Source organism: Komagataeibacter europaeus LMG 18890, assembly GCF_000285295.1.
Classification (GTDB): Bacteria; Pseudomonadota; Alphaproteobacteria; order Acetobacterales; family Acetobacteraceae; genus Komagataeibacter; species Komagataeibacter europaeus.
In genome coordinates this window covers 1-6,989 of the sequence record NZ_CADP01000129.1, presented here as the reverse complement: position 1 = coordinate 6,989, position 6,989 = coordinate 1, and the positions used below count along the sequence as shown (strand labels likewise).

6 protein-coding genes and 2 pseudogenes are annotated in these 6,989 nt (G+C 58.7%); 4 read left to right on the top strand and 4 right to left on the bottom strand.

Features of this window, described 5'->3' with window-relative positions; all coding sequences use genetic code 11:
* Both GEU01_RS24940 and preA read left to right on the top strand, forming a co-directional pair.
* The coding region (locus tag GEU01_RS24940; protein WP_269719771.1) for an IS4 family transposase at nucleotides 1-348 on the top strand (348 nt) is incomplete at its 5' end.
* A gap of 11 nt (nucleotides 349-359) precedes the next feature.
* Nucleotides 360-1,253, top strand: a pseudogene (gene preA / locus GEU01_RS23315) (NAD-dependent dihydropyrimidine dehydrogenase subunit PreA); the annotation flags it as partial.
* 283 nt (nucleotides 1,254-1,536) lie between these two features.
* On the opposite strand, the gene GEU01_RS18610 reads toward preA, so the two are convergent.
* From GEU01_RS18610 to GEU01_RS18600, 3 genes are all read right to left on the bottom strand, one after another.
* Nucleotides 1,537-2,310: a DUF72 domain-containing protein gene (locus GEU01_RS18610; protein ID WP_019087269.1), complete on the bottom strand. Its 774-nt coding sequence runs from the start codon at nucleotides 2,308-2,310 to the stop codon at nucleotides 1,537-1,539.
* Nucleotides 2,311-2,432: 122 nt separating this feature from the next.
* Nucleotides 2,433-2,978 carry a hypothetical protein gene (locus GEU01_RS18605; RefSeq protein ID WP_019087268.1) on the bottom strand — a complete coding sequence of 182 codons (546 nt, stop codon included), beginning with the start codon at nucleotides 2,976-2,978 and terminating at the stop codon, nucleotides 2,433-2,435.
* Nucleotides 2,975-4,174, bottom strand: a complete 1,200-nt coding sequence (locus GEU01_RS18600; RefSeq protein WP_019087267.1) for a DUF3500 domain-containing protein — start codon at nucleotides 4,172-4,174, stop codon at nucleotides 2,975-2,977. The genes GEU01_RS18605 and GEU01_RS18600 overlap by 4 nt, the downstream gene beginning before the upstream one ends.
* Nucleotides 4,175-4,371: 197 nt before the next feature.
* On the opposite strand from GEU01_RS18600, the pseudogene GEU01_RS23310 reads away from it, so the two are divergent.
* A pseudogene (locus GEU01_RS23310) lies at nucleotides 4,372-5,977 on the top strand (tannase/feruloyl esterase family alpha/beta hydrolase).
* A 376-nt stretch (nucleotides 5,978-6,353) separates the two neighbouring features.
* On the opposite strand, the gene GEU01_RS18590 reads toward GEU01_RS23310, so the two are convergent.
* Complete coding sequence (locus GEU01_RS18590; RefSeq protein ID WP_019087264.1) at nucleotides 6,354-6,644, bottom strand: LysR substrate-binding domain-containing protein; 291 nt, start codon at nucleotides 6,642-6,644, stop codon at nucleotides 6,354-6,356.
* An 84-nt stretch (nucleotides 6,645-6,728) separates the two neighbouring features.
* Between GEU01_RS18590 and GEU01_RS18585 the strand changes: the two genes are divergently transcribed.
* A partial coding sequence (locus GEU01_RS18585) for a helix-turn-helix domain-containing protein (protein ID WP_026018662.1) occupies nucleotides 6,729-6,989 on the top strand: 261 nt, incomplete at its 3' end.

The following is a 6,989-nucleotide window of genomic DNA, read 5'->3' as shown; positions in this document are numbered from 1 at the left end:
ACGACCGCAGGCCGGCTCGCAAACTGTATCGCCTTATGCTGCGTGGTGGCCTGGCGTATCTCATGGATAACAATGCTCAGGCGTGAATTACCAGGGACGTCGCCTTCTACCGTTTTTACAGATGTGGAACGCCAAATACTCGAACAGTTCACACCCATACGCAAACTCAGCACTTCACCAGACCTGGATTTTTACATCCGGGCAGTCGCCAGACTGGGTGGTTACCTTGATCGCGCTTCCGATGCTCCGCCCGGAACAACTGTTATCTGGAGAGGAATGTCTCGCCTGGCAGATATCGTTACAGGTGCTCTCTCCTATCAAATTACAGAAGAAAAAATTTATGGGTAACTGCAAGTCTCGCCGGATGGTTACAACTGAACTTCGGCTGCCCGCATGGCATGTCCGAACGCAACATGGGTGCAGCCGTGGGGCAGGTGCCCGAATATGTCGAAATGGTCACGCGGTGGTGCAAGCAGAACACCCGCATGCCCGTTATCGTCAAGCTGACCCCCAATATTACCAATATCCTCATGCCCGCGCGCGCCGCCCTGCGGGGTGGGGCGGATGCGGTATCCCTGATCAATACCATCCAGTCGGTCATCGGCGTCGATCTGGACCAGATGGCGCCCATGCCCGTGGTGGACGGACAGGGCACGCATGGCGGTTATTGCGGCCCGGCGGTCAAGCCCATTGCATTGCGCATGATCGGGGATATCGCGCGTGAACCGGACACGGCGGGTCTCCCGATCTCCGGTATCGGTGGGATTGGGTCATGGCGTGATGCTGCTGAATTTCTGGCCATGGGGGCAACCACGCTGCAGGTCTGCACCGCCGCCATGCATTACGGTTTCCGCATTGTCGAGGACATGAAGGATGGTCTTTGCGCATGGATGGACCACAAAGGCTACGCCACGATCAATGATGTAACCGGGCGTGCGGTCAGGCAGTTCGTGCCGTGGAACCAGTTGAACATGAAGTTCAGGACCATCGCCAGCATTGACCAGGATGCCTGTATCAAATGTGGCCTGTGTCATATCGCATGCGAGGATACGTCCCATCAGGCAATCGCGAAAAGCCGCGTTGATGGGGAACGGCATTACGAAGTGATTGATGAGGAATGTGTCGGTTGCAATCTGTGTGCGCATGTATGCCCCATAGATGACTGCATCACCATGCAGCCGCAGCCTGTCGAAGGCAGGCTGACATGGCCCGAACATCCCGATAATCCGGCACGTGTCACCGTAGGGTCGTAACAGGGACGCAAGGGTGCCATCCGGCGGGAAAGGAAGCCCCTGACACAGCATGCGGCCACCACGACACGCAGCCGACGGGTGTACAATGTGGCGGCAGTCCCGGGCGTGCGGTTGCAGCGTCCGGCGCATCGTATCCGGCCCCGAACAGGATATTCGTTCCCTGTGCCGATGACCTGAACCCGGTGGGAACGTCGTGCCATTGAAGTCCGTTACGGGTCACATAAATGATCATCGCTGGTAATTCGGCGGTCATTCACAATGAATGGCAGCTGTTTAAAAATGCCTAGGATGCAGATGTCCATCCCGAACCGGGCAATCCATTTCCGGGTCTGTCCTTATCAAGGGCTTCCATAAGTTCAAATGCATTCCGTGTGGCCGCGCCATAGGTTGTATTGTCATAGATCGTCCAGACGTCGATGCCGCGCATGGCAAGTGACGTGACGATTTCCGCATGGGTTTCAATGGTTTCTTTTGTATACGTTGATTCATAGATGCGGGGAGAACCGTGCAGCCGAAAATAGGCAAGGTTACGCCAGCCCCCGGGCTGCGCCGCGGCTGAAAACCGGGCCGGATCGGCCGCAACCCGCGCGATCTGCAGCCTTTCCAGCATATGGCTGACTTCGGGTGTGAACCAGCTGGCATGTCTTGGCTCCACAACGACAGGCCCGGTGATCGCGGCTTTCAAATCATTGAAGAACTGTTCGGCACGCTCACCGGGATAGGAAAAGCTTGGGGGAAGCTGGACCAGTATGGGACCACGTTTGTCACCCAGGCCGCCGGTTTCCTCGGCAAAGCGTTCGACAAGTGCCTGGCAGTCAACGAAACGGCGTTCATGTGTGATCGTTTTGGGTAGCTTGACGGAGAAGCGGAACGCGGGCGGCACGCTTGCTGCCCAACGCGCATAGGTCGCGCGCCGGTGCGGTCGATAGAAACTGCTGTTGATCTCGACAGCCGGGATGCGCGCGCCATAGCGTTCCAGATGTGTGCCGGCCGCTGGAAACCGGCTGGCCAGTGCGGAGGGAATTGACCAGCCGGCGACACCGACGCGAATGGACATGAATGGTTCCTTGCAAACACATTTTCGATCAGATGGCATTTCTTTTACAGATGCCAGTTGCACGGTGGTTCCGCTTTCCGGTTTTTCTTTGGCGGGATACAGGTTGTGATATTCCGCCCCTTTTACGGTGCCACCGTGAAATCCAGTTCGTAAGTGGACTGGTTGACCGAACGCTGCTGCCGTTCGACATGAATGGCCGGATCATGGGGCAGTAATCCGTTGACCAGATAGACCGTATCCGCGTCCATGCCATGATTGGCATAGGTCAGCCGATATGTATCCGGCGCCAGCCTGGTCGCTATATGAAAGCGCAGGCTGATCACACCGCTGCCCGTCCGCAGGGTCGCGACCGATGGAAACGCAGCGCCAGCGGTGGTGAGGACAGCCGGGTTGCCGTTAATGGCAACTGACAGTCCCTGCCTGACCCGTGCAACATAAGCCTGCTGTTCCTGTGGTGACAGGATGCCGTCCCCGTTGCCGTCAATCTGATGAATGACACCGGATGCCACGTCCACGCCGGGCGTAAGCCGCAGGGTCACGGCAATATGCTGCCGTGTGACATCAATGACCGTGGCCTGCAGGTATTCATCCAGCCGGTGCGCATGCGCCGGGCTGCCACCTGCCGCCAGCCCGACCGTTGCGAGCCACAGGAACCTGGCCCGGTTCATGGCATGGTATACCGGTTGCCATAGCTGTCGGTCGGATCACGATAGACGGTATGCACATGCATGGTCGGGTCATCACCCACGCCCTGTGGTGAAAATTCGATCAGCAGTCGTGGCCCCTGAATACGGTAATAGGACGATCCGTTATGGTCCGGGGCATGCGTGGCGGGGCCACTCCATGCAAACCATGTATTGTCCAGATCGTCCCTGATTTCCTGCAGGCGCGGGGTGGCATAGGCATCGTTTATGATTCCCGCCCATTCCCCGATTACACCCATCAGCAGGTCCTTCTGTGTCGCGGTCAGGGCGGATCCCTTTATCCCTTCGGGAATGAGGGTTTCCCCGTCATGGCCCGGCCCCTGCACCAGGTCCTCCACCCTGTACGAAAGGATGGCCTGCTGGCGCTGTTTTGCATCCAGGGCGTCCAGCAGGGCAAAGGCACGGTCATTTTCTCCCGCCAGGACGCGCACCGTCCTGCCGTCCGCCTGATAGATTGCAGGCTGTGCGCCCGTCAGGGTCGGGGTCATGACGCCATGTTGGCCGTCAATGACAATGTTAAGCCCCAGATGATGGCCACCAAACTGCACCATCCATGGGCTGGTCGTACCCGGAGTGCCGAAAATCGCGATGGTGTAGACGGCCTTGCCTGACGCGAACGGCGTGCCGGCATCCGCCAGCGCCTGATCGCCCCCCATGATGTCCATGACCTTCCGGTAGCCTTTCGGGCTTAACACGGTCTGCAACAGATGGAATGCCGCAGCGCGCTGGGCAGGTGTCAACTGGCCCATCCGTAATCCCGGTCGTGGCACGTCACTGACCGGGAAGTTGGACCACACCGACATGCCATAGCGCTCGCCAATGAAACCGCCGGGCGGTCCCATGCCCGGTCCGCGCGCGGCTGGGGTGCTGGCCTGCGCGTCCGTTACCGGCTGGACGGGCCGGTCGGGGGCGCTGCGCCGGAAACGGGCAGGTATGCCGGATTTTTGTGTAACAAATGGAAACTGTACTTTCGCACGGCTGGTGGCATCAAATGTCGCAAGAAAGGACCGTGCGGCGCTGGCGACGGCCTGTGTCTGGCTGGCGGCCATATCGGTCCCCGCGCCGGGCGAAGCCACGGCTGCCATGGCCGGGACCGTTCCGGCCATGATGGGGTGTGTGGCCAGAAACAGTCCAGCAGCCATCAGGAAAATCTTTCGCATCAGTCCTCTGCTTTTCGCCGTTGCATGGGGTCGCTGTCGTGTGGCCGAACACTGCCCGCCTCCCGTTGCGGGATCAAGGGCTTTCCCTTTTGTGGTTTTCCTGTCCAGAATATGGCCTGTTGTCATGGTGGTATCCGTTTTACCGGACTGTCCGGCATGGCTGCCGCCCTGTTGCAATGACCCGTCAGGAAACCGTCATGTCCTGTCCTGCGCCATATTCGAAATCTTCATGCGGGCTGTCCCGCCTGCTGTCCCTGCTGGTCGCGGGGACGGCCCTTGCGGTGCCGCTTGCGCTGCCGGGAACCGCAGGCGCCCATGCCATGGACTGCGCCGATCTTGCCCACCGCGCCATGCCGGATGCGACCTTCACCACGGTGGAGACCGTGCCCGGCCGGAAGCTGGCAGCCACCACAGGACCAGTTGACCCGCATCATGTCGGCGCCGGGCATGAATGTGGCGGGGCACCCGACACAGGCCGCCAATCCCGCATTCTGCCGTGTGGCCATTACGCTGCATCCGTCATCTGATTCCCATATCCGCACGGAAGTCTGGCTGCCGCTCAAGGGCTGGAATGGCAAGCTGCTGGGGGTTGGCAATTTCGGCTGGGCCGGTTCGCTCATGTATTACGGCATGGCGACGGGGGTGGCCGAAGGCTATGCCGTCACCAGCACCGATACCGGGCATGACAGTTCCACCCCCGACGGGCAGGGGGGCCATTTTACGCTGGATCATCCGGAAAGGATGATTGACTACGCCTATCGTGCCGATCACCTGATGACGGTGACGGCAAAGACGCTGATCCGGAACTTCTATGGTCGGAAGGCAGCGCATGCCTACTGGATCGGCTGCTCGCTGGGTGGGCTTGAGGGACTGATCGAGGCCCGGCGCTACCCTGAGGACTATGACGGGATCGTGGCCGGTGCGCCGCCCAATCCGATCGTGAACTTCAACGCCGAACAGCTATGGGCGGGGTGGATGAGCTCCCATAACCCGGCCCTGCGTGTATCACGTGACAAATTCCATCTGCTGAACACGGCGGTCATGAATGCCTGCGCGTCACCGGTTGGCAGGAAACAGGGTTTTCTGGATGAACCGGACAAATGCACCTTCACCCCCGAACAGTTGCAGTGCAAGGGCAGGAACACGGCAGGATGCCTGACTGCGAACGAGGTGCAGGCCGCCAGTAATATCTATCAGGGGCCAGTTGACCCGCAGACGCACCAGGTCATTTTCCCCGGCCCGGCAAAGGGGAGCGAGGACGGGTTCGCGGCCGATGGCAAGCCGTTCCCCGTTGCCCTGGACCTGTTCAGATACGCGGCCTTCCAGAACCCGGACTGGGACTGGACAACCCTGAAATGGGACACGGACATTCAGGAAGCCACGCGCAGGGTCGGGCCGCTCCTGCATGTGGATGACAACCTGACACCTTTCTTCCGTCATGGGGGTAGGCTGCTCATGTATATCGGCTGGAACGACGGGCATAATCCCGAACAGTTGGCGGGATATTATCAGGCGGTGCAGCGCAACGCCGGGCCTGCGGGCACGGATGCGGTGCGGCTGATAACCATTCCGGGCATGGGTCACTGCTATGGCGGGGCAGCGTGTGACACGTTCAGCAAGCTGGGTGCGATTGATAACTGGGTCAGCCACGGACAGGCGCCAGAGCAGATCATTGCCGCACGGGTGGATAATGGACAGGTCGTGCGCACGCGGCCGCTATGCGCATGGCCAAAGGTCGCGCGTTATGATGGCCATGGCGATATGGATAATGCAGGCAGCTTCAGTTGTGTGTCGCCGAATTGAAAGTAAAATATTGCACGTATAAAATACTGTCTGAAAGTAAAAGGTCTTGGGTGCCGTCTTTTTTAAGGCGGCGTTTCCTGCGCGGTCGTGAAGGGCAGGAAAGCCGCGGTCATCGCCGCCAGTGGCATCCGGTCGTGACATTATAAAGAATGGCCTCGATAACATGTCGCAGGCCCATCAATCATAATTGACAGAAATCACGCAATGCATTTTTGACCCATCTTTAAAACATTCTGAAAATAATAAAGAAGTTTTTGGCGAAGATTTTTTCAAAAAGCTTCAAAAGAACGCCATATCAAAAAACAGTACCAAGAACATGTTGTTATTTTTTATCAATGATTTTTCCAGGCAGTTTCCTCTTTCTGGATATGCCGGATCAGGCCACATGCCGGGACATGATGTCTTCAATAATGTTTTCGACCACATGCGTGGTGCGTGAAAGCTGGCGCGTGCGGTCATGCACGAGCGCCAGCGTAAGGTGCGGCACGTGCGTCCCCACCAGTGGCACAAAGGCCAGTTCCCCCCGCATCACTTCGGACATTACGTCCAGATAGCTCAGGAAACCGATGCCGATCCCGCCCGTGACAAGGGAAATGATCATCTGGACGTTATTCGCCCGTGCCGCAACGTCGGGGATAATGCGGCGGGCATCCATAATACCAACCATTGTTTGGCCTGACTCACGGGGTACCCATCGGTTTAAAAATGTGATTCATAGGATGCAGACCATTCTCTGAAGGAGGCATTCTGGATGGGCAGCCCTCTATCCCTGCGTGACGATCATGATAGTTCGGAGTTGCGACGCCTTGCGCGCAGAAGCCGGCATGCGGGTCAGTCGCGTCGCCTGTTGGCGCTTGCGGCGATTTATGATGGCGCCTCGCGCGGCGAGGCGGCCCTGCTTGCGGGGACAGACCGTCAGAGTATCCGTGACTGGGTGCTGCGTTTCAATGCGGATGGCCCGGATGGCCTTGTGGATCGTCATGGCGGGGGACAGAAAGCCCGCCTGACACAG

Bases quoted from the DNA above. Each gene is read 5' to 3' on its own strand.
- GEU01_RS18610 (WP_019087269.1), bottom strand. From the start codon at position 2,310: ATGTCCATTCGCGTCGGTGTCGCCGGCTGGTCAATTCCCTCCGCACTG.
- GEU01_RS18605 (WP_019087268.1), bottom strand. From the start codon at position 2,978: ATGAACCGGGCCAGGTTCCTGTGGCTCGCAACGGTCGGGCTGGCGGCA.
- GEU01_RS18600 (WP_019087267.1), bottom strand. From the start codon at position 4,174: ATGCGAAAGATTTTCCTGATGGCTGCTGGACTGTTTCTGGCCACACAC.
- GEU01_RS18590 (WP_019087264.1), bottom strand. From the start codon at position 6,644: ATGGTTGGTATTATGGATGCCCGCCGCATTATCCCCGACGTTGCGGCA.